The sequence below is a fragment of the Lacrimispora sp. genome (genome assembly GCF_046972725.1).
Lineage (GTDB): Bacteria > Bacillota > Clostridia > Lachnospirales > Lachnospiraceae > Lacrimispora.
Genome location: NZ_JBKVXF010000003.1, coordinates 311,122 through 335,388 on the forward strand (window position 1 = coordinate 311,122; position 24,267 = coordinate 335,388).

At 45.4% G+C, this 24,267-nt stretch carries 20 protein-coding genes; 18 read left to right on the plus strand and 2 right to left on the minus strand.

Translation table 11 applies throughout. The features are described 5' to 3' along the window. Nucleotide 1: 1 nt before the first annotated feature. The 14 genes from ACLTWA_RS13880 (at nt 2) to ACLTWA_RS13945 (ending at nt 19,248) form a co-directional block, all read left to right on the plus strand. A complete protein-coding gene (locus ACLTWA_RS13880) occupies nt 2-943 on the plus strand; it encodes an NAD-dependent epimerase/dehydratase family protein (RefSeq protein WP_412328494.1) in 942 nt (313 codons plus the stop codon). 20 nt (nt 944-963) lie between these two features. After that, on the plus strand, nt 964-2,157 hold the full coding sequence (locus tag ACLTWA_RS13885) for a class I SAM-dependent methyltransferase (protein ID WP_412328495.1): 1,194 nt from the start codon (nt 964-966) through the stop codon (nt 2,155-2,157). 9 nt (nt 2,158-2,166) lie between these two features. Further along, the gene (locus ACLTWA_RS13890; protein ID WP_412328496.1) at nt 2,167-3,234 is read left to right on the plus strand and encodes a zinc-binding dehydrogenase; all 1,068 of its coding nucleotides are present in this window, start codon (nt 2,167-2,169) and stop codon (nt 3,232-3,234) included. 4 nt (nt 3,235-3,238) lie between these two features. After that, entirely contained in the window at nt 3,239-4,252 is a 1,014-nt protein-coding gene (locus ACLTWA_RS13895) for a glycosyltransferase family 2 protein (protein ID WP_412328497.1), read from the plus strand. After that, entirely contained in the window at nt 4,242-6,434 is a 2,193-nt protein-coding gene (locus ACLTWA_RS13900) for a glycosyltransferase family 2 protein (RefSeq protein WP_412328498.1), read from the plus strand. Before ACLTWA_RS13895 ends, ACLTWA_RS13900 begins: the two co-directional genes overlap by 11 nt. 1 nt (nt 6,435) lies before the next feature. After that, on the plus strand, nt 6,436-7,425 hold the full coding sequence (locus tag ACLTWA_RS13905; protein ID WP_412328499.1) for a glycosyltransferase family 2 protein: 990 nt from the start codon (nt 6,436-6,438) through the stop codon (nt 7,423-7,425). A gap of 98 nt (nt 7,426-7,523) precedes the next feature. Then, entirely contained in the window at nt 7,524-8,942 is a 1,419-nt protein-coding gene (locus ACLTWA_RS13910) for an undecaprenyl-phosphate glucose phosphotransferase (protein WP_412328500.1), read from the plus strand. A 36-nt stretch (nt 8,943-8,978) separates the two neighbouring features. Next, entirely contained in the window at nt 8,979-10,886 is a 1,908-nt protein-coding gene (locus ACLTWA_RS13915) for an LCP family protein (protein WP_412328501.1), read from the plus strand. A gap of 122 nt (nt 10,887-11,008) precedes the next feature. Continuing rightward, complete coding sequence (locus tag ACLTWA_RS13920; protein WP_412328502.1) at nt 11,009-12,403, plus strand: S1C family serine protease; 1,395 nt, start codon at nt 11,009-11,011, stop codon at nt 12,401-12,403. 187 nt (nt 12,404-12,590) lie between these two features. Continuing rightward, nucleotides 12,591-14,003, plus strand: a complete 1,413-nt coding sequence (clpX, locus tag ACLTWA_RS13925; protein WP_412328541.1) for an ATP-dependent Clp protease ATP-binding subunit ClpX — start codon at nt 12,591-12,593, stop codon at nt 14,001-14,003. Nucleotides 14,004-14,081: 78 nt separating this feature from the next. Then, nucleotides 14,082-14,549, plus strand: coding sequence for a signal peptidase II (locus ACLTWA_RS13930; RefSeq protein ID WP_412328503.1), 468 nt, complete (start codon nt 14,082-14,084; stop codon nt 14,547-14,549). Nucleotides 14,550-14,684: 135 nt separating this feature from the next. Then, nucleotides 14,685-15,632, plus strand: coding sequence for a helix-turn-helix domain-containing protein (locus tag ACLTWA_RS13935; RefSeq protein ID WP_412328504.1), 948 nt, complete (start codon nt 14,685-14,687; stop codon nt 15,630-15,632). Nucleotides 15,633-15,759: 127 nt separating this feature from the next. After that, the gene (locus tag ACLTWA_RS13940; RefSeq protein ID WP_412328505.1) at nt 15,760-17,499 is read left to right on the plus strand and encodes an ABC transporter ATP-binding protein; all 1,740 of its coding nucleotides are present in this window, start codon (nt 15,760-15,762) and stop codon (nt 17,497-17,499) included. Continuing rightward, nucleotides 17,500-19,248, plus strand: coding sequence for an ABC transporter ATP-binding protein (locus ACLTWA_RS13945; RefSeq protein WP_412328506.1), 1,749 nt, complete (start codon nt 17,500-17,502; stop codon nt 19,246-19,248). It begins immediately after the preceding gene. Between the two features lie 86 nt (nt 19,249-19,334). Here ACLTWA_RS13945 and ACLTWA_RS13950 read toward each other — a convergent pair whose 3' ends face one another. After that, entirely contained in the window at nt 19,335-19,694 is a 360-nt protein-coding gene (locus tag ACLTWA_RS13950) for a TIGR04086 family membrane protein (RefSeq protein WP_412328507.1), read from the minus strand. Between the two features lie 183 nt (nt 19,695-19,877). Between ACLTWA_RS13950 and scfA the strand changes: the two genes are divergently transcribed. The 4 genes from scfA (at nt 19,878) to yajC (ending at nt 23,094) form a co-directional block, all read left to right on the plus strand. After that, complete coding sequence (gene scfA / locus ACLTWA_RS13955; protein WP_097003442.1) at nt 19,878-20,024, plus strand: six-cysteine ranthipeptide SCIFF; 147 nt, start codon at nt 19,878-19,880, stop codon at nt 20,022-20,024. Between the two features lie 129 nt (nt 20,025-20,153). Beyond that, nucleotides 20,154-21,548 carry a thioether cross-link-forming SCIFF peptide maturase gene (gene scfB / locus ACLTWA_RS13960; protein WP_412328508.1) on the plus strand — a complete coding sequence of 465 codons (1,395 nt, stop codon included), beginning with the start codon at nt 20,154-20,156 and terminating at the stop codon, nt 21,546-21,548. Between the two features lie 58 nt (nt 21,549-21,606). Beyond that, nucleotides 21,607-22,749, plus strand: coding sequence for a tRNA guanosine(34) transglycosylase Tgt (gene tgt, locus ACLTWA_RS13965; protein WP_412328509.1), 1,143 nt, complete (start codon nt 21,607-21,609; stop codon nt 22,747-22,749). Between the two features lie 48 nt (nt 22,750-22,797). Next, a complete protein-coding gene (yajC, locus tag ACLTWA_RS13970; protein WP_412328510.1) occupies nt 22,798-23,094 on the plus strand; it encodes a preprotein translocase subunit YajC in 297 nt (98 codons plus the stop codon). A 248-nt stretch (nt 23,095-23,342) separates the two neighbouring features. Here the strand turns inward: yajC and ymfI are convergent, their stop codons facing one another. Next, on the minus strand, nt 23,343-24,074 hold the full coding sequence (gene ymfI / locus ACLTWA_RS13975) for an elongation factor P 5-aminopentanone reductase (protein WP_412328511.1): 732 nt from the start codon (nt 24,072-24,074) through the stop codon (nt 23,343-23,345). Between the last annotated feature and the right edge of the window lie 193 nt (nt 24,075-24,267).

Genomic DNA, 24,267 nt, shown 5'->3' on the forward strand with positions numbered 1-24,267 from the left:
ATTGAACGTAGTTGTAACAGGGGCTTCCAGTTTCCTTGGAAGAGCACTGGTTGACCGGTTATTAAAAGACGGCAATCAAGTATATGCAGTTGTCCGTCCCGGATCAAAGAACCTTAATTGTCTTGATACGGGGCGGCAGGGACTGATACGGATCGAGCGGAACCTGGAAGAACTCCACAGGCTTGATGAAGTAATAAAAGAACCATGTCAGGCATTTTACCATTTTGGCTGGGATGGTTCGGGCAGTGAGAACCGTTTGAACCGGGAGGTACAGCAGAAGAATACAGAGGATTCCTTAAAGGCTCTGGAGGGCGCCAGACGCTTAAAATGCAGGCGCTTTCTTTTCAGCGGCTCCCAGGCGGAGTACGGAATCCATAAGGAAGTCATGACAGAGGAGACACCATGCAGTCCTGTTTCCGAATATGGGCTGGCAAAGCTTGCCTTTTTGGAACAGGCAATGGAACAGACAAGGAAATGGAGGCAGGAAGGAATCTGCAGCATGGAGTATATCCATGCAAGAATTTTCAGTGTCTACGGGCCTGGGGACCATCCCTGGTCCCTGGTGGAAAGCTGTGTCCGGGCATTTTCCAGGGGAGAATACATCTCTCTGGGAGAGTGCACACAAATGTGGAACTTTTTATATCTCGATGATTGCATCCGGGCGCTGATACTTTTGATGGAACAGGAAAAGGAATCGGTTTCCGGAATTTATAATGTAGCAGGACCGGAAGAGGAAAACAGGCCTCTGAGGGACTATATCCGGATGATGTATGAGATTTTGGGATTTCACGGAAGCTACAGCTTCGGAAGACGAAAGCCCAATGCGGAAGGACCGGCCAATCTCATTCCTGATATAAAGAAACTGAAGGCAGCAACCGGTTTTGAGCCGGAGATACCCTTTGCTGAGGGGATTTTGAGAACTTACGAGGCAGAAAAACATTGACAGGAAAGGATTTTTGTGGTATGAGAGATAGGATTTGTATTGTATGCGGCAGACCTTTGGGAGAGAAGCCTTTAATGATTCTGGATCACATGCCGGCTTCCGCACAGGATATTCCGGAGAAAGAGGACCTGGCAGAAGAGAAAGGGATCACTCTCCGTCTTCACCAGTGTGAAGCATGCGGCCTAGTACAGTTTGACTGTGAGCCGGTGGCATATTATAAAGACGTCATCCGGTCCGGGGGATTCAGCACCACCATGGTGGAGTTAAGAAGGCGCCAGTACCGGCATTTTATAGATACGTATCACTTAGAAGGAAAGAAACTGATTGAGGTTGGCTGCGGACAGGGGGAATTTCTTTCTGTGCTGTCAGAATTTCCTGTGAATGCTTACGGGATTGAGAACCGGGACAGCCTGGTGGATTTGGCAAAGGAAAAGGGCCTTAAGGTCTGGAAGCAGTTTGCGGAGGAAGGACAGGTCCTTGCCCCGGCAGATGGAAGTGCAGGCGGACCCTATGACGGCTTTTTGTCCTTTAATTTTCTGGAGCATCAGCCACAGCCTGTTTCCATGCTTCGCTGCATTGCAGAGAATCTGACGGAAGATGGTGTCGGCCTGATTACGGTCCCGAGTCTGGAGTACATTCTTCAGTATGACGGCTATTACGAACTCATCCGGGATCATCTGGCTTATTACACCTTTGAGACTCTGCGTTATGCGGTGGAAACAGCCGGCTTTGAAGTTCTGGAAGAGGAGATGGTCAACCGGGATACCCTGTCCGTAATTGTAAGAAAAAGAAAAGGGACGGCCGGGCAGCAAAGCCATGAAAGAAGAACAGAAAAAATCCATGTATCCGGCCTGATACAAAGCCAGGACACCATTGCACGGGAGATGAGCGGGCTGATCCGGGAATTAAAGGACCAGGGAAAGACCCTTGCTGTATGGGGGGCAAGCCATCAGGGCTTTACCCTTGCCTCCACCACTGAAATCGGAGCGTTTGCTCAGTATATGATAGATTCCGCTCCCTTCAAACAGGGAAAATATGCACCTGCCTCCCATCTTCTTATTGTGCCTCCGGGCCATTACCACAGTCATCCTGTGGATGCCATATTAATTGTGGCTCCCGGCTACACGGAAGAGATCGCAGGTACCATAAAGGAAAAATTTGGACAGAATATCGAGATTCTGGCATTGAAATCCAATCATCTGGAAAGGATATAAGAAAAAACTATGAAAGCTTTTGTTTTAATCGAACCGGGAAAAGTGGGCTGGCATGATGCGCCGGAACCGGTGCTCACTCCATACGGAGCCATTCTCCGGCCAGTTGCTGTAACCCCTTGTTCCTCTGATGTCCATACCGTATACGGCGGCGGCTCAAGAAAGGCCCCTAATCTGATCCTGGGCCATGAATGCGTTGCTGAAATCCTGGAAATCGGAGAGCTTGTTCAGGATTTTAAACCGGGGGATGTGGTTGCAGTTCCTGCCATCACTCCGGACTGGAGAGCCATGGGAATCCAGGAAGGCAATTATAAGCATGCCTCCGCACCTTTTTCCGGTCATCAGCTGGGGCGCTCCATGCCAGGGGTGTTTGCCGAAAAATTTTTGATTCCGGATGCGGACACCACATTGGCAAAGATTCCGGAAGGAGTCACACTGGAACAGGCGCTCATGTGTGTGGATGTGGTGACTACCGGCTTTACTGGCGCAGAATTTGCGGATATTAAGATCGGTGACACGGTGGTGGTATTGGGAATCGGTCCCATCGGCCTTATGGCAGTGGAAGGTGCCCGCCATCTTGGCGCGGCCAGAATCCTTGCGGTAGGCAGCCGTCCGGTTTGTGTGGAGCTTGCAAAAGAATTTGGTGCCACAGAAGTATTAAGCTATAAAGACGGGGATGTGGTAGAGCAGGTGATGGCGCGGACGGAGGGCCTTGGGGCAGACAGTGTGATTATCTGCGGCGGCGGAGATGAAGTTTTTACCCAGGCGGTTGACATGGTCCGGTATGGCATCGGAACTGTTTCCAATGTAAACTATTACGGCGGAACCGGAAGCCTTTCCTTCCCTAAATTTTCCGGCGGACGGGGAATGGCTGGAAAAACCATTCATACGGAGCTGGCAAAAGGCGGCAGGGTAAGAATCGGGAGACTGCTTCAGATGGTCCGGTACGGAAGGATCAATCCGCAGAAGCTGGTGACCCATCGCCTTTTTGGACTTGATGCAGTGGAGACAGCCCTGCAGATGATGAAGGAAAAGCCCAGGGATTTGATTAAAGTTATGGTACAGATAGATTGGAAGTGAACGTATGAAAACAATAAGCGTCGTAGTTCCCTGTTACAATGAGGAAGAAAATGTAGAGGCCCTGCACCAGGCCATATCCGGTGTATTTAAGAAAGAACTGCCGGAGTATTGCTATGAGATCATCTTTATTGACAATGATTCCAGGGACAGGACCAGAGAGATTATAAGGAAGCTTTGTTCTTTGGATCAGGGGGTAAAAGGAATTTTTAATGCAAAAAATTTCGGTCAGTTCAACTCCCCCTATTATGCCATGCTCCAGTCCACGGGAGACGCCACCATTTTAATGGCAGCGGATTTCCAGGACCCGGTGGAGATGATTCCAAAGTATGTGAAGGAATGGGAGAATGGATATAAGATCGTAATCGGTATCAAGAAGTCAAGCAAGGAAAACAGGATTATGTACTGGCTTCGGAGCTGTTATTACAAATGCATCAAAAAGCTTTCTGATGTGGAACAGATCGAGCATTTTACCGGCTTTGGACTCTATGATGCCAGGTTTATCAAGGTTTTAAAAGAGCTTGATGATCCCACGCCGTTCTTGCGGGGGATTGTGGCAGAGCTGGGCTTCCGGAGGAAGGAGATACCCTACGAACAGCCCAAACGGCGTGCCGGAAAAACCAGCAATAATTTTTACCGCCTGTATGATGCCGCCATGTTAAGTATCACTTCCTATACAAAGGTAGGACTTCGTATTGCCACCATATTCGGAAGCATCTGTTCTTTTGCCAGTATGCTGGTGGCACTGATTTACCTGATTATGAAGCTGATGTATTGGGACCGTTTCCCGGCAGGCATGGCCCCTCTTTTGATCGGCATGTGCTTTCTTGGTTCTGTGCAGATCTTTTTTATCGGTATGGTGGGAGAATACATTCTTTCCATCAATGCACGTATCATGAAACGGCCTTTGGTGATTGAAGAAGAAAGAATTAATTTTACATCCGGGCAGGAAAATGAACCGGAGGAGGATATGCTTCTAACAGCAGCCTCTATGGAGGATGGGAACAGAGATGAAATATAAGATAGATGTAGCAAGAATCCGTGAAAATTCCATCGTGTTAAATGGCTGGGTCATCGGAAATACACTGGAATCGGAAGCAAGGTTTGAAGTCCTGGACGGTCAGGAGCAAATGGTGGATTTCAAATATGTTCCGGTACGCAGAGACGACGTAAGTCAGATCTATTTCAAGAAGACTTCAAAAAAGGACCTGGGATTTGACATAAGGATTCCGTATATCAGAGAGAATAACGAAGACCGGATTCTGGTAATCCACTGTGACGGAAAGTCTGCCCGGGTGAAATTAAATGCCCGGATCATCGAAAAACAGAACAGCTCTGCCCATAAAAAGACGGTAAAGCTGAAAAGCATGATGAATATGCAGACGTTTCATTCCGCAGCAGATTTCTTAAAGGAAAACGGACTCAAAGCCTTTTTGCTCAAATCCAGACATAAGCTTCAGGGAATCGACAGCGATTATGACTATCCGGAATGGTATGAGCTGACAAAACCTTCGGAGGAAGAACTGGAAGCACAGAAAAAAGAAGTATTTGATTACAATCCTAAAATGTCTGTTGTCATCCCTGCCTATAAGACGCCGGAGCGTTTTCTTGCAGCCATGCTGGATTCTCTGCTGGGCCAGACCTACACAAACTGGGAGGTGTGTATCGCAGACGGAAGCCCGAAAGGAGAAAGTGTGGAACGGGTATTGAAGCGGTACGCATTAAAAGATGAAAGAATCCGCTATCTGATCCTTGGAGAGAATAAAGGGATTTCCGGGAATACCAATGCGGCTATTGAGATGGCAACCGGAGATTTTATCGTTTTGGCGGACCATGACGATACCCTGGCCCCCAATGCCTTATATGAATGTGTAAAAGCCATTAATTCCGACCCTGAGATCGACGTTGTCTACACCGATGAAGACAAGCTTGATATAGACGGGGGAGAATTATTTGAGCCTCATTTCAAACCTGATTTTAACCCTGATCTTTTAACCAGCGTCAACTACATCTGTCATTTATTCGTGGTGAACCACGAACTGCTTTTGGAAGTGGGCGGATTCAGGGAAGAATTTGACGGAGCACAGGATTATGATTTTATTCTTCGCTGTACGGAAAAGGCCAGAAGGATTTACCATGTGCCAAAGGCACTGTATCACTGGCGCTGCCACCAGAACTCTACAGCCAGCAATCCGGAAAGCAAATTATATGCCTTTGAGGCAGGGGCGAGAGCGGTAAAAGCCCATTATGACCGGATCGGAGTAAAGGCTTTGTCTGTTGAAAAAGGCATTGATTACGGCATTTATCATTCGGTCTTTGAAATCACAGGAGATCCTCTGGTATCTGTCATTATCCCGAACAAGGACCATTCTGCCGATCTGGATCTCTGCATGCGCTCGGTGATTGATAAATCAACCTATAAGAATCTGGAGTTCATTGTTGTGGAAAATAACAGTACGGAACCGGAAACCTTTGAATATTATGAAAAGATCCAGAAAGAATTTGATTTTGTCCATGTGGTGAAATGGGAGAAGGAATTTAACTATTCTGCCATCAATAACTTTGGCGTCACCTATGCAAAAGGCGAATATCTTCTGTTTTTAAATAATGATACGGAGATCATTAATCCGGATAGCATTACCGAGATGTTAGGCTTCTGCCAGCGGGAGGACGTGGGAGTTGTGGGGGTAAGGCTTCTCTATTCGGATGACACCATTCAGCATGCCGGAGTGGTCGTTGGCTTTGGCGGCATTGCAGGACATACCTTTATTGGGCTTCATAAATCGGAAAGCAGCTACTTTAACCAGGCCATGTGTGCCAGGAATTACAGCGCCGTAACCGCTGCCTGTATGATGAGCAAGCGTTCCTTATTTGACAAGGTGGGCGGCTTTTCTGAAGATTTAGCCGTCGCTTTTAATGACATTGATTATTGCATGAAGATCCGTTCCCTGAATAAATTGGTGGTCTATGCGCCTTATGCCTTGTTCTATCATTATGAATCCAAATCAAGGGGACTGGAGGATACACCGGAAAAGATAGCCCGCTTTAACCGGGAGATCAAAAAATTCTCTGATAAATGGCCGGATATCTTAAGAGACGGAGACCCCTATTACAATCCAAATCTGACCCTGCGTAAATCCAACTTTGCCCTTCGTGACCTCCGGAAAGAAAAAATCGGAGAACCCTATAAACTTGAGGTATGAGATGCAGAAAAAAGTGACCATCATTATTCCGAATTATAATGGATTAAAATTCATGGAACCCTGTATGAAAGCCCTCGAATCTCAAAGTGAGAAAAACTTTGAGCTTCTTGTGGTTGATAACGGTTCTAAAGACGGCAGCGTGGAATGGCTGAAGGAACATAGGATTCCAACGATTTTTCTGGAAGAAAATACCGGTTTTTCCGGTGCCGTGAATATAGGAATCCGCCAGGCAAAGACTCCTTACGTCATCTTATTGAATAATGATACCGAGCCGCAGCCGGATTATGTAAAGGAACTGGTCCGCATGATGGACCGGTCTCCGAAGATATTTTCCGCAAGCAGCAAGATGATTCAGCTCCATCATAAGGAACTGATGGACGATGCCGGAGATATGTACAGCGTGCTTGGCTGGGCATATCAAAGAGGCGTAGGCCAGAGCAGCCGGGGCTATAAAAAGCCAAGAAGTGTATTTGCAGCCTGTGCCGGGGCCGCCATCTACCGCAGAGCGGTATTTGATGAGATCGGCGGATTTGATGAAGCCCATTTTGCCTATCTGGAAGATATAGACGTCGGCTACCGTGCAAAGATCCACGGCTATGAGAATGTATACTGTCCCTCTGCGGTGGTTTACCATGTGGGAAGCGGAACCAGCGGTTCCAAGTACAATTCCTTTAAGGTCAAACTTGCCGCCAGAAATAATATTTACTTAAATTATAAAAATATGCCTGTTCTGCAGCTTCTTTTGAATCTGCCGCCGCTTATGTTAGGAATATTTGTGAAATATCTGTTTTTCCGGAAAATCGGATTTGAATCTGATTATTTGGCTGGTTTAAAGGAAGGTCTGCGGACGGTCCGGAGCACAAAAAAGGTCCGGTTTCAAATGTCCCGGTTTTTCAATTATGTAACAATTGAAATCGAATTGATTCTTGGAACCTTCCTCTATGTTTGGGAATTTTTACGAAGAAAACTAAAAATTGACAGGTCATATTAAGAAATATTTTATAGAACTATAACAACATATCATGTATAATAAACGGGAATTATCATGGAGAAATACGGTGCAATGCACGAATGGAAGGTTTTGCTGCTATGATAAAGGATAATCAGAAAAAATTTAACGGGTTTCATGTAGTGCTGGACGGATTGGTCATTATTCTTTCCTATGTCATTGCCTGGCTGTTTCTTTTGCTCGGCAACCAGTTGTTCAGCCCCAATAAGGGGGTTCTGCCGCCACAGTACTATTTTGCGGCGCTTCTTGTACTATTGCCGGCCTACCTGCTGCTTTACGGCTTCTTCCATCTGTATGCGCCGAAAAGGGTTCAGGCAAGGCGGTATGAGTTCGCCAATATTTTAAAAGCCAATTTACTGGGAGTACTGCTCTTTACCCTGTTTTTATTTTTAGTCAAGAAGAACCCTTATTTCCGTGAGTTTTCCACCCGGATGGTATTTTATTTCTTTGCCGTCAACGTTATCATGGAAACGGCGGAACGGAATTTGATCCGCAGCATACTGCGGTCCATGCGCTCGAAGGGTTATAACCAGAAGCACATTCTTTTGATCGGCTACAGCCGTGCGGCAGAAGGCTTTATTGACCGGGTGCTTTTAAATCCCGAATGGGGGTATCAGATCAAAGGCATTCTGGATAATAAAAAAGAGTGGGGAAGCGGATACAAGGGGGTGAATGTCATCGGAAAAATCCGGGATCTGGACGAGATTCTGGCTTTAAACTCCTTAGATGAGATTGCCATCACCCTGAGTATCGACGAGTATGCCAATTTAGAGAAAATCGTGGCCTCCTGTGAAAAATCAGGAGTTCATACCAAATTTATTCCGGATTATAATAACATGATTCCTACAAGACCTTATATCGAGGACTTGCAGGGACTTCCGGTGGTCAATATCCGCCGGGTGCCCCTCACTGACCCTGTAAATGCAATGGTAAAAAGGGCAGTGGACATCGTAGGAGCAACGGTAGCACTGATTCTGTTTTCTCCTGTTATGTTGCTGACCGTAGTGCTCATAAAGCTGACAGCTCCGGGTCCGCTTATTTACAAGCAGGACCGTGTAGGCCTTCACAACAGGCCCTTTCAAATGTATAAGTTCCGTTCCATGGTGGTCCAGCCGCCATCAGAAGAAAAGAATAAATGGACGACCCCTCATGACTCCAGGGTAACGCCGGTGGGACGGTTTATCCGAAAGACAAGCATTGATGAGATGCCGCAGTTTTTCAATGTCCTTCGGGGCGATATGAGTCTGGTCGGCCCAAGGCCGGAACGGCCTCTGTTTGTTGAAAAATTCAAAGAAGAGATTCCCCGCTATATGATCAAACATCAGGTGCGCCCGGGAATTACAGGCTGGGCACAGGTCAATGGTTTAAGGGGAGACACTTCCATTACAAAACGGATCGAACACGATTTGTATTATATTGAAAACTGGACCCTGGGATATGATTTTAAAATTCTGTTTTTGACAATATTCAAAGGGTTTGTTAATAAAAACGCGTACTGATATTGGATACGAGACGATTAGGATGAGGATAAATAAATGAAAAATGAATTTGATGATGAATTAGACCGTGAGAAAAGAAAAAGGGGAAGACACGGGGATAATTCAAAACCAGATCCGTCCGATGGAGATTACTACCTGGATGATGACTATGAAGAATTTGAAGAGGAAAAAACCGGCGGTGCAAAAACACCACCCCACAGGGCAGAATCCTCCACAGGGAACCGTGCTGCAGGTCAGGGGATACCCCGCCCTGGCAAGGCATCTGGAAATCAACAAAACAGAAGCCGGTCAGCAGCGGGAAGGCAGATTGTGATCGGAGACGGCGGCACCAGACAGCAGTCAAGAATTCCGGCCAGGGAGAAACCATCGGCGTCCAGCCGCGGTGCTTCCCATAACGGCAGAAAAAGAAAAATCAAACGGGTCATTCTTCTGGCAATTGCCGAATTATTTACTCTGGCACTTATTTTTTCCTATGCATATGTTGCAAGAATTATGGGAGCCATCCAGCGCCCGGATAACTTTGATGAAAAGCAGGTCCGGAATGAAGAGATGTCTGCCGAGCAGAAAAAGCATATGACCGGATACCGGACCATTGCCGTTTTCGGCGTGGATAGCCGCGACGGGAATGTAAATAAAGGAACCAATGCCGATGTTATTATGATATGTAACATTAACAGGGACAACGGAGAGATCCGGCTTGTATCCATATTCCGTGATACATATCTTAATACCAATGATGGGAATACTTATAACAAAATCAATTCCGCCTATGCAGTCGGCGGACCTTCCCAGGCACTGGCGGCTTTGAATAAAAATTTGGATTTGGATATTTCTGAATATGTAACCTTTAACTGGAAATCTGTTGCCGATGGCATCAATATGCTGGGTGGCGTGGATGTAAATATTACAAAGGCAGAATTTCGTTATATTAACGGCTTTATTACCGAGACAGTGAAAAAAACGGGAGTACCTTCTGTCCATTTAAAGTCAGCAGGGTATAATCATCTTGACGGTGTTCAGGCAGTGGCTTATGCAAGGCTGCGAAAGATGGATACGGATTTTCAGAGAACGGAACGTCAGCGTCTTATAATCAAGGAGTCGTTTGAAAAGGCAAAAAAATCAGATTTAGGTCTTCTCAACCGCATTCTGTTAATGGAAGTGGAACAGGTGGGAACCAACCTGACATTTAGTGATTTCACAGAACTTCTTATGGATATCACCAAGTATCATATTGGAGAAACGAAAGGCTTTCCATTTACACTTGGAACATTAAAGATGGGAAAGAAGGGAGACTGTGTAATTCCGCAGACTCTTGTTACTAATGTTTCAGAACTTCATAATTTCCTTTTTGGTAAGGAAAATTATCAACCTTCCGATATGGTGAAAAAGATAAGTGCCAAAATAGCTGCAGATTCCGGTATGTACAAAGAAGGTATCGATGCAGACGATAAATCAAGTACAACGAAAGGCAGCACAAAGAAGAAAACGGAGGAAACGAAAGAAACCAGAGATGTAAAAACCTCTGAAGCGGAAGAATCCTCCACTCAGGAAAGCTCTGAACCGGAGACCGATGCCAACGGGAAGCCAATTAAGAACGGTCCGGGAGTCAGCAATGGCGAAACAAAGGAAACCAGACCGACCGAATCCTCGCCCTATGAAACCAGACCGGGAGAGACCCGGCCGGCTCATTCCGGAGGGAACACAGAAACAACCTCCGGTTCTCATGGACCTGGTAAAAACGAGACAACCACTGCCCACGAGACAACGGCTGCCCATGAGACAACCACTGCCCACGAGACCACGGCTCCTCATGAGACAAGGGCAGCAGAGACAACAACAGGCAATTCCGCCGGTCCTGGTGAAATAACTTCCCCACAGCCGGGGAATGGAACTGCCGGAGGGAACACAGAGGCACCCATAGTACCTGCTCCGCCTGCAAGTTAAAACAGTACCAGTCTGCTCCTTTTCACATATTCAATATATTTTTATCACAAATTGGTCACAATTCATTGATAGACTGTGATTATCAAAAAAATAATGAGTATACAGGAAAGGAGATAGATATTATGTTTGACGATAACAAAGATACAGGCAGCTTAAATCCTGAAGAGCATAAAGAGAATCCGGTTAATACAAATTTTGTAATGAGGGATCCGGACCCTAAGCCGGCGCAACAGAACATTCCCCATTATCAGGAATATCAATTCCGCAAGTCAGCAGGGCCGTCCGCTTATGAAGAAGTGCCTCCGCGCAAGAAAGGAGGCTTTGTAAAGAAAGCAGCAGCTCTTGTCAGCGGAGCCCTTGTATTTGGCGTCATAGCCGGAAGTACTATGGTCGGTATCAACTATGCCGCAGGTGCCTATGGAAATAAAAATTCCGTTGAGATCAACAAAGCAGAAACCGTTTCTACTACGGCCCCAGCCCCTGCCTCCAACACCTCAGCCATCAGCGGTGTCAATGATGTGTCCGGTATTGTAGACAAAGCCATGCCTTCGGTGGTCGCAATTACCAGCAAGGTAGTCTATGAAAGCCAGACCTGGTTCGGCCCCATGCAGAGAGAGGGAGAGGGAAGCGGCTCCGGTATTATCGTAGGAAAGAATGACAGTGAACTTTTGATTGTAACCAACAATCACGTGGTTGAAGGAGCAGAGGCATTAAAGGTCACTTTTATTGACCAGGTTGCTGTTGATGCAGCCATCAAAGGAACCGATGCAGACACCGATCTTGCAGTGATAGCAGTTCCTTTAAAAGACATTGCTTCTGATACCCTTTCAAAGATTGCAATTGCTTCTCTTGGGAATTCGGATACCCTAAAGGTTGGCCAGGGAGTTGTTGCAATCGGTAATGCTCTTGGCTACGGCCAGTCGGTGACTGTCGGATATATCAGTGCCCTTGACCGTTCGGTTCAGACAGAGGACGGGACCAATCAGGACCTTCTCCAGACCGATGCGGCAATCAACCCCGGCAACAGCGGCGGTGCCCTCTTAAATATGCAGGGAGAGGTAATTGGTATTAATTCTGCAAAATACTCTTCTACTGATGTGGAAGGAATGGGCTATGCAATTCCTATTTCAAAGGCACAGGCCATTATTGATACCCTGATGACCAGAACCACAAGGACTCAGGTAGCCGATGGAGAACAGGGATATCTTGGAATCCAGTGCAAGAACATTGATGCCGCCACCAGCCAGCAGCTCGGTATGCCGCAGGGCGTATTCATCTATAAGATCGTGGAAGGCGGCGCAGCCAGCAAGTCTGACTTAAGAGAAAAGGATATTATCACAAAGTTTGACGGACAGAGTATTAAGACCTATGACGATCTGACAAATATGCTGAAATATTATAAAGGCGGAACCACAGTGGCTCTTACGGTTCAGTCTCTGGAAAATGGCCAGTATGTAGAAAGAAATGTAAATATTACACTTGGCAACCGGCCTGCAGAGCCTCAGCCTCAAAATTAATAAAAAGAAGACTTCCTGTGTCAAAGGTGTTTGGCATGGGAAGTCTTTCATTCATTAAAAAAGTCTAAATTCCCTGCCGGCACTTGTAGGAGCGTTTTAAATGCTTTATAATATTCTTGTATGAAGTATATAACTACAGACAGAAGGAGAATATAGATTGGACGATAAAGATTTACTGGAGGAGAAGATGGAAGATAGTACAGTCCAGGGCTCTGATGGAGAAGATAAGAAGAAGGAAGAGGATGAATACGAAAAAGTCTGCTATGTATGCCGGAGGCCGGAACGCGTAACAGGCCCCATGGTTTCCATGCCAGGCTCCATGAATCTGTGTCATGATTGTATGCAGAAGGCTTTTGATTCAGTTACTCAGGGCGGATTTGATATAAGCAAGATTCCCAATATGCCATATATGAATTTTAATTTCAGTGATCTTGGAAAGTTAAACAACCAGGACCTTGATATCCCCAAAAAGCAGAAAATCAAAAAGAGGCCGGAAAAGGAACCAAAGCCGGAGATGAATTTAAAGGATATCCCTGCGCCTCATATCATCCGCCAGAAGCTTGATGAGTATGTCATCGGACAGGAACAGGCCAAGAAGGTCATATCTGTAGCGGTTTATAATCATTATAAGAGAGTTTATCTGGTGAACGGGAACCAGAAGGATGAAGAGGGGAATGTACAGATTGAAAAATCCAACATTCTGATGATTGGCCCTACAGGAAGCGGAAAGACTTATCTGGTAAAAACTCTGGCAAAGCTTCTTGATGTTCCCCTGGCTATCGCTGATGCCACCTCATTGACAGAAGCCGGATATATCGGTGATGATATAGAAAGCGTTGTATCCAAGCTGTTATCAGCGGCGGACAATGATGTGGACAAGGCAGAACGGGGGATTATTTTTATTGATGAAATCGATAAGATTGCAAAGAAAAAAAGTACAAGCAGCAGGGATGTCAGCGGAGAATCTGTGCAGCAGGAGCTGTTAAAGCTGCTGGAAGGAAGCACCGTGGAGGTTCCCGTAGGCTCCAATCAGAAAAATGCACTTACTCCAATGACCTCTGTGCGGACAGAGAATATACTCTTTATCTGCGGCGGAGCGTTCCCGGACCTGGAAGACATTATCAAAGAACGTTTGAAAGAAAAATCCTCCATTGGTTTTTCCGCAGAATTAAAAGATCGGTATGAGAAGGATGCGAATATTCTGTCCCGTGTGACCAATGAAGATTTAAGGAAATTTGGCATGATTCCGGAGTTTCTAGGCCGTCTTCCCATAACGGTCACCTTGGAATCCCTGAACAGGGATTTACTGATCCGTGTGCTGAAAGAACCGAAGAATGCTATTTTAAAGCAGTATAAAAAACTTCTGGAGCTTGATGAGGTAGAGCTTGTATTTGAAGACGATGCCTTAGAGTGGATCGCAGAGGAAGCGCTTCAGAAGAAGACCGGTGCCAGAGCATTACGCGCCATAATCGAAAATTTCATGCTGGATATCATGTATGAGATTCCCAAAGATCCAAATATTGGCTCCGTTGTCATTACCCGGGCTTATCTGGAAAAAAAGGGAGGCCCTCTTATCCAGATGAGAGGGTTGAATGCTTAAGCCTAGATAAGGAATTACTGGACGAAGCATAAAAAGTACAGTAAGATGGAGATAATAAGTTCGGAAGGAGTGTACGCCATGATATTTATCGGTCTCATCGTATGTTTGGCAGCCGTGGACCTTTTTATAAAAAGTTCCATCGAAGAACAGGAAGCCAGTGATTTCCCCAAAGAAATGAAGGGAACCAACGGCAAGGTCCTGTTATACAAGAATCATAACCCGGGTTTTTCGTTCGGTTATCTGAAAGACCATCCGGAACTGGTCCAGATCATTCCGCTGACCGTGTCTTCCTTTATCGGTGGAATGCTGGCAGGGCTTCTCCAGAGAAAAGGAAGACTGGCAGAAAAGCTTGCATTATCCATAGCACTTGGAGGTGCCATAAGCAATTTATACGACAGACTTTTCCGTCATTATGTGGTTGACTATTTCAGCCTCCAATTTGGAAAGCTCAAAAAGGTTGTATTCAATCTGGGTGATATATTCATCTTCCTGGGAGCTGTGATCCTGTTGATTGTAGAACTTATAAGAACATTTCGTGAACGTTGATATGAGAAGCGGCTGTTTTCCCGGACAGCTGCTTTTTTTGCATTCCTTTTCCAAATTGACATACTTTTATTGCCGTGATAGTATAAGGTTAGCAAAGGCTAACTTGTATTCGTCACCACAAAAAGGAGCAGCCAGATGAATGTTATAGACAAGGATTTAGGATTGCGGATCATTTATGAAAGTTCCCATCAGATCATATATACTATGAATAAGGAAAATTCCAGCAGCCGGATGATTTTATATCATTTATATCCTGGAATAGATATTATACTCAGTGATTTTAAGGAACGGTATGTCTGGTCCGGAGAGTGGAAGCTGAAGGGAAGGGTCTATCAGATTTCTTACAATTGCAGCGGAGTCTATCAGGCGCAGCTTAAAAAAAATGAGATCTGCTATGCATCTCCGGGAAACGTGGTCATTTTAAACAGCTGCAAGAAAAGTCTGGATTCAAGAATGACAACAGACGGTCTGCAGGGATTTAGCATTCTCTTATTTCCCGAATATTTTGACCAGACCTTAATGGAATGGTGGTCCCGGGAATTTGATTTTGATATGAACGGTTTCCTCGGCATACTGCCCCGGTCAGAGCAGTCGAAGGTATTTGCCTGCGGAGAAGGAATCCTGGGGGTAGCAGAAGAGTTTTATAAGCATCTATACAATCATGAACTGGGGCTTCTTAAATTGAAGCTGCTGGAATTTTTCCATAAGATCATACAGGAAGACATTCGGATTGAGAATGAGCAGCGGGTCTTTTCCAGTGAACAGATGGAAAAGACAAGAAGAATCAAGGATTTGATTGTAATGGATCTGTCAAAGCATTATACGGTGCTGGAGCTTTGCAGGAACTTTGGAATATCCTCCACCATTTTTAAACAGTGCTTTAAACAGATGTTTCAGTATCCGCCCTATGAGTTTTTGAGAATCACCAGAATGAATCAGGCAGGAGAATACCTGAAGCATTCAGATAAGAGCATATTGGAAATCGGAAGAATATTAGGCTATGAAAATCCCAGTAATTTTACAAGGACCTTTAAAGAGATCTACGGGGTTCTTCCCAGCCAGTACAGAAGCAGCAGTGATTAAAAGATGTCTAAAGTGAGTATTTGTGTCCATATCAGGTAGAAATGAAACAGGAAGTACCTTAAAATTGGATTGGTTAGATAAAACTAACCAATCCAATTTTTATGGAACAAAGAAGGGAGAAAGTATTATGCTGCGAAAGCTCTTTTATTATGGAAAAGAAAATAATAAGAAAACCGTATGCTCAGTTTTTATTCTGCTTGCAGCCATTTTCATGGGAGTAATTCCGTTTCTGTTTGCCTATCAGATCCTGCTGCCGGCAATCCGGGGAGAACAGATAAATGGAACCAGTCTCCTGCTGCAGACCCTTGGAGTGCTTTTAAGTCTGACTCTGCAGGGAGTATTGTATGGAAAAGGTCTGGCGTTATCTCATGAAGCAGCCTACGGAACTTTGATGAACCTGCGGATATCCTTGCAGGAAAAGTTAGAAAAGCAGCCTCTTGGTGTGATACAGGCAAAAGGTGTTGGCGTCATGAAAAAGATGTTTGTCGACGATATTGACAGCCTGGAACTGCTTCTCGCCCACGGACTGCCGGAAGGCATATCAAATGTCATGGGCGTTTTGGTCATTTACCTTGTCATGTTTCTTGCCGACTGGAAGCTGGCTCTGCTGACGCTGGGCTCTCTGCCCCTTGGAATCCTGTCCATGATGGCTATGTACGCCATTGGAAAAAAGAGAATGGATGACTATTACCGTTCCGCACAGATCATGAATAACACCATTATTGAATACATCAACGGAATGGAGGTAGTAAAGGTATTTAATAAAAGCGGGGAATCCTATGAAAAATACAAAACAGCAGTAATGAACTACCGGGATTTCACCCTGAGATGGTTCCGTGCCTGCTGGCCCTTTATGGCAGGGTATGGAGTACTGATTCCAAGCACCCTTTTACTGACGCTCCCCATTGGCTCTTATTTTGTCCTTAAGGGGTACTCCAGCCTGGCAGCGTTTATTCTGATCCTGTGCCTTTCCCTCAGCATAGGAATCCCTCTATTGAGAACCATGTCGCTTCTGTCTCTGGCCCCGCAGATCCAGTATAAGATCGTAGCTCTGGAGAATCTTTTGGAACATGAAGAGTTAAAGGCAGGAAAAGAAAGCTTTCAAGGGACCGATTATAGTGTGAGCTTTACAAATGTCACCTTTGGATACGGTGATACAGAAGTAATCCACAATGTGAATCTGACGATGAAAGAAAATACCATGACGGCTCTTGTAGGGGAGTCAGGATCAGGCAAAAGTACTCTGGCGAAACTGCTCATCCATTATTATGACGTCAATCAAGGGACGATTCGTATCGGAGGACAGGACATCTGCCAAATGAGCTTAGAAGCCCTGAATAATCTGATTTCCTATGTCTCTCAGGACAACTTTTTATTTAATATCAGTCTGATGGAGAACATCCGCATAGGAAATCCCGATGCCACCGATGAAGAAGTAAAAGAAGCGGCAAGGCAGGCCCAATGCCTGGATTTCATAAATGCTTTGCCGGAAGGGTTTCATACCATGGCCGGGGACTGCGGTAATCAGCTGTCCGGCGGAGAAAAGCAGAGAATCACCCTGGCAAGAGCCATTTTAAAAGATGCCCCTATTGTGGTGTTAGATGAAGCCACCGCATTTTCCGATCCGGAAAATGAAGAAAAGATGGAAGCAGTCATATCAAGGCTTGTGGAACATAAGACCCTTCTGGTGATTGCACACCGTCTTTCATCGGTGATTCATGCCAGTCAGATATGTGTCATGGAAAAAGGAAGAGTAGCCGCGGCGGGAACCCACCAGGAGCTGTTACATCACAGCAAAACATACCAGACCTTATGGAACGCCAATCAAAAGAGCGCAGACTGGAAACTTGGAAGGGAGGAAGCATAAATGATCAAAGAGATGCTGTCAAGAATCCTGACCCTGTCAGGAAAATACAAAACAAGGATAAAGACCGCTTTTCTGTTTTCCATACTGGAAGCCATCCTTGCAAAGATGCCCATCGTCTATGCATTTGTCATATTAAGTAAATTTTATGATGGGACGGTGAAAGGGATGGACTGCATGTATGCAGGCATTGCCATGATCCTTACGGTCAGCCTGCAGATGATCTTTCATCACATCAGTGACAGGCTGCAAAGCGGAGCCGGATATCTTCTGTTTGCCGATAAAAGAATGGAGCTTGGAGAGCATTTAAGAAAGCTGCCCATGGGATACTTTACAGAGGGAAACATCGGAAAGATCAGCTCTGTCCTTGCAACAGATATGCTTTTCATAGAAGAAAACATCATGATGAAACTTGCAAATATCATGACCTATTTATTTTCAGCCATAATCCTGATCCTGTTTATGTTCTACTTAAGCATCCCTCTGGGCCTTATCGTACTTTTCATAACCGCAGCCGCATATGCTGCCGCAGTAAAAATGAACCATGTATCCTCACAGGAAGCTGCCATCAGGCAGGAGCAAAGCGAAGAACTGACAGAATCCGTTCTGTCATTTATTGAAGGGATATCTGTCATAAAAAGCTATAACCTGCTGGGAGAAAAATCAAAAGAGCTAAGCCAGAGCTTCCGAAAATCCAGAGATAAAAACATTACCTTTGAAGAGCGGATTGCTCCCTGGATGATGGGGCTCAGCACCATTTATGCATTAGGAATGGCAGGAGTTTTTGGAACCTCCGTCTGGCTCTACACCAATCATTCCTTGTCCCTCCCATATCTGATCGGAGTCCTGTTATTTGTTTTTGAAATGTTCAACCCCTTAAAAGCCCTGTTCCAGGAGTCGGCAAGTCTGAGCATTATGAACAGCTGTCTGGACAGAATGGACCAGATTCTTTCAGAACCCCAGCTGCCTGACACAAAAAATAACAACCTGCCCCTTGCAAATAATGCACAAGGCGAGGTTGAATTTAAAGATGTCAGCTTTTCCTACGGAGGGAAAAACGTTTTAAAGAAGGTCAGCTTCAAGCTCCGGAAAAACACCATGACAGCCATCGTAGGGCCCAGCGGTTCCGGAAAAACCACCATTGCCAGTCTTCTGGCCAGATTCTGGGACGTAAAAGAGGGGGCCATCTATTACAAAGGAACCGATATCCGCCAGCTTTCCATGGAAACCCTGATGAGCCAGATCAGCATGGTATTTCAAAGAGTGTATCTTTTTGAAGATACCATATACAATAACATCCGAATGGGGAGACAAGACGCAACCAGAGAAGAGGTATACGAAGCTGCCAGAAAAGCCCGGTGCTATGACTTTATCACAAGGCTGCCAAACGGCTTTGACACTCCCGTAGGCGAAGCCGGAGCAACTCTGTCAGGCGGCGAAAAACAAAGAATTTCCATCGCCCGCTCCATACTAAAGGACGCCCCCATCATCATTTTGGACGAAGCCACAGCCAGCGTAGACAGCGACAACGAAAGCTATATCCAGGAAGCGATCACTGAGCTCGTCAAAGGAAAGACACTCCTTGTCATCGCCCACCGCCTCCACACCATAAAAAACGCCGACCAGATACTTCTGGTAGAAAACGGACAAATCACCGAACGGGGAACCCACGAAGAACTGCTGGCCCTTGGAAAGGTCTACGCCGACTTCATAAACAAATTAAATAAAAAATCAGAATGGCGTCTGCAATAAATTTACCTTAAAGCCCTGCGTTCCACCATCAAGCTGGCTGGAAATGAAATCCCGCGGCCTCCCCGGGATTTCATTTTTTCATATCTTCAGCTTAACATCCCCCCTGCAGTCCCGCTGGCCGCGCAGATCGCCATGGTAGTCAGGATCTGATTCATAGATCCGTTAAGCCCTTTGTTCAGCATAAAGGATACCACCAGCAAAACTGCAAAATACAATAGTCCCAGCAATAGCCCCCAAAAAAATCTTCTCTGCCGTATGCTTTTCCCCATCAGGATTCCACCGATGAGACAGGTAATAATGTAAACCCCATTCACACCCAGACGGATCTGTCCTTCCTTTAACTGGAATCTATAAAGCGCTAAGGCCAGGACAACAAGCAGGATTCCGGTCAGTATGTAGGTGATGAGCAGGTTTCTTAATGTGACCTGAAGCTTTGATTTTTCCATTTGATTACACCTCACATCTTGTCTTATGGTTCAGTATATTCTGCCGGTATGGCGGATATTCTAAGATGTTTGGCTTAAAATAAGGAATCCCTGCCTGTCTTACCCCTCCATTTCATCTTGCACTACGAAAAAACATGTGGTATAATCTCATGGAATTATGTAAAATACAGGAGGTGTAAGTTTATGAAGCACGTAAAAACATTAAGTTCCAGTACATTAAAAGAATCCATGAAAAAAGGCGGCTGCGGAGAATGCCAGACTTCCTGCCAGTCAGCCTGCAAGACATCCTGTACAGTAGGAAATCAGAGCTGTGAGAACAGCAACCGTTAGTTAAAACTGTATAGAGCAGCCATAAGGCAGAGAAGCAGATGCCCCCTACGGTCGTTAGACAGTAGGGGTTCCTTCGCTTGTCTGCCAAAATCAATAAAGGTGTAAACCTTTTCATTAAGGAGAATACAAGTGATTCATCAATATATGAATAATGGCTTCCATATTATTATGGATGTCAACAGCGGTTCGGTCCATTCTGTTGATCCTGTGATGTATGATGCGGTTTCCATCGCACAGGACCTGGTGCCTGAGATGGAGAAACCGGAAAAAATATCAGAACACGCAAAGAAAGAGATTTTAAGCCGTCTGAGGGAAACCTATGGAGAGGCGGAAGTGATGGAAGCACTGGAGGAGATCCAGTATTTGATCGATGCGGGAGAACTGTTTACAAAAGATGTGTACCACGATTATATAGTCGATTTTAAAAAGAGAAAGACGGTTGTCAAAGCCCTTTGTTTACATATTGCTCATGACTGTAATCTGGCATGCCAGTATTGCTTTGCTGAGGAAGGAGAGTATCACGGCCGCCGCGCCCTCATGTCTTTTGAAGTGGGGAAAAAAGCATTAGACTTCCTGATTGCCAATTCCGGCAACCGCAGAAACTTAGAAGTGGACTTCTTTGGCGGGGAACCGCTGATGAATTGGGAAGTTGTCAAGCAGCTTGTTGCATACGGCCGCTCAAAAGAGAAAGAATATAATAAGAACTTTCGTTTTACCATGACCACCAACGGGGTTCTTTTAAATGACGAGATCATGGAATTCTGCAATAAGGAAATGAGCAATGTGGTATTGAGTCTTGACGGAAGAAAAGAAGTCAATGACAAGATGCGTCCTTTCCGCAACGGAAAAGGAAGCTATGATCTGATTGTCCCCAAATTCCAGAAGTTTGCCAGGATTCGCGGAGACAAGGACTATTACATCAGAGGTACCTTTACCAGAGGAAATATGGACTTTGCAAAAGATGTTCTCGAATTTGCAGACCTTGGATTTGAAAGTATGTCCATCGAGCCTGTGGTTGCCCAGCCGGAAGAATATTACGCCATCAAAGAAGAAGATCTTCCTCAGATCCTTGATGAGTACGATAAACTTGCCGTGGAGTACATTAAGAGAAAGAAGGAAGGAAAAGGCTTTAACTTCTTTCATTTCAACATTGATCTGCAGCAGGGGCCCTGCGTTGCAAAACGTCTTGCCGGCTGTGGGTCTGGAACCGAGTATCTGGCAGTAACTCCCTGGGGCGATTTTTATCCGTGCCACCAGTTTGTGGGTCAGGAGAAATTCCTTCTCGGTAATGTGGATACCGGTCTGACCAATACGGAAATCCGCGATGAATTCAAGCTCTGCAACGTATACGCAAAAGATAAATGCCGTGATTGTTTTGCCAGATTTTACTGCAGCGGCGGCTGTGCAGCCAATTCCTTTAACTTCCATGGCAACATTACCGACGCTTACGATATCGGCTGCGAGATGCAGAAGAAACGGATCGAATGTGCAATTATGATAAAGGCAGCTCTGGCTGAAGAATGATCCGGCCCAATTCTGCGAAGTAACTGAAAATACAGGAAACCAAAGTAAGGGACAATCTATGAATTATAAGATTATAAAAAAGGACGGCCGTGCCAAGCGTGCAGAGGTGACCACTGTCCATGGAACGATCCAGACTCCGGTGTTCATGAATGTGGGAACCGTAGCAGCCATCAAAGGAGCGGTATCTACCGATGATCTGCGGGAGATTAAGACCCAGGTGGAATTGTCTAACACCTATCATCTTCATGTCCGCACCGGAGATAAGGTGATCCGGCAGTTTGGGGGCCTTCATGAATTTATGAACTGGGACAAGCCGATCCTTACGGATTCCGGCGGATTTCAGGTATTTTCCCTGACCGGACTGAGAAAGATCAAAGAAGAAGGCGTATACTTCCAGTCCCATATCGACGGACGCAGGATATTTATGGGTCCGGAGGAAAGTATGCAGATTCAGTCCAATCTGGCTTCCACGATTGCAATGGCATTTGACGAATGTCCGCCTCATCCGGCGACCAGGGAATACATGCAAAACAGTGTAGACCGTACTACCAGATGGCTGGAACGCTGCCGCGTGGAGATGAACAGGCTTAACTCCCTGCCGGACACCATTAATAAGGAACAGCTGTTATTTGGAATCAATCAGGGTGGAACCTATGAAGACATCCGGATCGCCCATGCAAAGACCATCTCTGCCATGGATTTGGATGGCTATGCCTTAGGAGGGCTTGCCGTTGGAGAAAGCCATTCGGAGATGTACCGGATTTTGGAAGAGACGATTCCTTATCTTCCGGAAAATAAGCCTACTTATCTGATGGGAGTGGGAACTCCCGCCAATATTTTAGAGTCTGTAGAGCGGGGCGTGGATTTCTTTGACTGTGTTTATCCGTCACGAAACGGACGCCATGGACATGTGTATACCAATCAGGGGAAAAGAAACCTGTTTAACAGCAAATATGAACTGGACCGCAGACCCATTGAAGAAGGCTGTCAGTGTCCGGCCTGCCGTTCTTACAGCAGGGCCTATATCAGGCATTTGTTAAAGGCAAAAGAAATGCTTGGTATGAGATTATGTGTCTTGCATAATCTGTATTTTTATAATACAATGATGGAAGAGATTCGTGACGCAATCGATCATCAGCGTTATGGGGAATATAAGGAGAAGAAGCTTGCCGGCATGATGGAAGCTCAATCCGAAAAGTAGGACAGGATACCGCGCAAGGCGGCGGGTCTATATAAGGAGGAAATGGTTATGTTATTAGCAACAGGCGGTACTATGGGCATGGGTTTCTGGGTTCTTTACATCGCAGTAATCTTTGGCTTTATGTATTTTATTGCAATCAGACCCCAGAAAAAAGAGAAGAAGAGACAGCAGGAGATGCTTTCAAACATTGCCATCGGTGACAGTGTTCTGACTACCAGCGGTTTTTACGGAGTCATCATCGATATGACAGACGATACGGTTATCGTTGAGTTCGGCAATAACAAAAACTGCAGGATTCCTATGCAGAAGTCAGCAGTGGTTGAAGTTGAAAAACCAGAAGTTTAAAAATCAGTTATAAAAAACAAGGCGTTCGGGAAAGAAGTTCTTATCCGAACGCTTTTTATATAGGAAAGTTCTTCGGACTTCCCGGTACAATAAAAGGCATTCCGTACAGGAGGTACGGAACGCTTGACAAAATGATATTAATTTGATATAATTTAATTTGACAAAACCAATACTGCAAATAGTATGTCTTGCCGGTCCAGTGTACAGCATTTCAATTGCAACATATGATTTAGTAAGGGGTTGTCAGCTTATATCCAGCCCCCGTCAAGGCCGATGATCTGTCCGGTCAGGTAAGCGTTTTTATAGCCCAGATGGTAAACAAGGTCTGCCACCTCTTCTGCTTTGCCCAGTCTGCCGGTGGGGATTTCATCGATGAGAGCGATCAGTTCGTCTTCTTCTAAGAATTGATTCATCTCAGTATCAATGGCACCGCAGGCAATGGCATTGACCTGAATGTTGCTGGGAGCAAGTTCCTTGGCTAAAGCCTTGGTAAAAGCATTGATTCCTCCCTTGGTCGTAGAATAAGCGACTTCGCAGGAAGCTCCGACCACACCCCATACGGAAGAGATATTGATGATTTTTCCCGATTTCTTTTCCACCATTCCGGGAATAGCCAGCTTGCAGCAGTTGAACACAGAGGTTAAGTTGGTGCGTATGATACGGTCCCAGGCATCTGTGCTCATCTCCTGCAGCAGTCCGATGTAGGAGATTCCGGCGTTGTTGACCACAACATCAGGAGTACCGAACTGCTTGCGTATCTGTTCAAACAGTTCCTGGCATTGTGTGATGTCACCCATGTCGCCCATATAGGAAAGGCAGGAGATCTGATAAGTCTCCAGTTCCTTTTTGGTCTGCAGCAGCCGTTCTTCGTTGTGCAGGCAGTTGATGACCACATTATAACCCTTTTTTGCAAATTTCACGGCAATGGCTTTTCCGATTCCCCGGGAAGCGCCGGTGATAAGTACCGTTTTCCTGGACATAAATATTCCCCTTTCTGTCAGTTTTTGATACCGTTATTTTATCAAATCGGCAGATACATTGCAAGAAAGGCAAAAAAGTCTTTTTATACATTTTCGTTTTCTCATGGATCAGGCATTGCATACTTCATGGCCAGTAAGATATAATGAATACAGACAAATAAATATCAGAATGAATTAAGAAAGCAGGTAGATA